1 protein-coding gene is annotated in these 1,378 nt (G+C 43.9%); it reads right to left on the reverse strand.

The genetic code is table 11. The features are described from left to right. Positions 1-69: 69 nt before the first annotated feature. The gene (locus HMPREF1863_RS01490) at positions 70-1,257 is read right to left on the reverse strand and encodes an ISL3 family transposase (protein ID WP_068366725.1); all 1,188 of its coding nucleotides are present in this window, start codon (positions 1,255-1,257) and stop codon (positions 70-72) included. Positions 1,258-1,378 lie beyond the last annotated feature (121 nt).

Raw genomic sequence — 1,378 nt, forward strand, 5'->3', positions numbered from 1 at the left:
GGTTCTATGTCAACCATTGGGGAGTCTAGTGAAAACTAGGCTCCTTTTTGTTTTCCTAAATACCATTCATCACCGATCTTTTGAACAGACCAAGAGCAGTTTCGTTCGGAAATGATGAAAGTTGCGCATACCAAAGGCGACACGCTTCACTGTCTTAATTTTGTTGTGTGTTCCTTCTATGTAGCCGTTATTCCATGGGTAATTAAAGCTGTTGGTAATCTCGTCAAACCAGTTTCTGTAGGCACGTAAACAGTAACGCCACTCTTTTAACCCGCTTTTCTTAGCCTCTTCTATCCAAGTTGAAAGAGCAGTAGCCGCGGCTTCTTTGTTTTGCTGTGACAGGACATAGGTGTAAAAGCCTTCTTTTAAGATATAAGCGGTTCGAATGGCATCGCTCTTTTCGAGCATGGTGGCGACAAGACCTTTTTCCGTTTCAGTCAGATTCTGAGCCGGCTTCTTTAACAGACTTCGGCTTCTTTTAAACCACTTTCTCTCCGTCACCGTCATCCGTTTTTGTTCTCGCTTCCGTACATTTTCCAATGCCCAATGGACTTGGCGAATGAAATGATACCGGTCAATGACATGGATACTTTTTGGGAAGAAATTCTCTTTCACGCCTTTAAAGGTACCACACATATCACTGACAAAGATCGCAACCCCTTGTCGTTCCTCTCGATCAATGGAAGAAAAATACGCATCTAAATCCTTACTGTAACGTGTGGGAAGAATATCCACAATCTCTTTTGCTTCTCCATCCGCCAAGGTCGTTTGGTACTTGCTTCCACCACTATCGCCCTTAAACTCATCCATACAAAAAACACGGGGTAATCTTTTACGGGGCACAAACAAGCACGCAACGATACGGAAAATACTCGTCGTAGAAATACCGATCTCCTTCGAAAGCTCGGCAACCGATCGAATATCTCGAAAGGCATCCACCACATAAGCAATTAAACGCTTTGTCATCTGCTTCCCCTTGGCGGCAAAGGAAAGGGGAGCTTCAAAGCGCATGCCACAACCCTTGCAGTCATAACGGGTTTTACGCACACGAAGAAAGACATGCTTTCGACGCATCGGTGCATCCCGAAGCACTTGCTCCCGGTGATCGTGTACCCAGGCATGGGATGAGCCACAATGAGGGCATACCCGATCGTGGCGTAGAGTACAATCAATAATAATACGGTGTTTATCTTCTGCTACACCGATAACCTCAACATCTTGGATTCCTAAAAGTAATGTGGTAATATGACTTTGCACTTGTTTTCCCCCTTTATTATTTTGTGGTGATTTAATTTTAGGCTATTGGAAAAACAAGTGCTATCTTTTTGCACAAAAATATCCGTTGAGGAGGTTACTCCCCAACGGATATTTTAGAACC

This window comes from Aedoeadaptatus coxii, assembly GCF_001553115.1.
In the GTDB taxonomy this organism is placed as follows: Bacteria; Bacillota; Clostridia; order Tissierellales; family Peptoniphilaceae; genus Aedoeadaptatus; species Aedoeadaptatus coxii.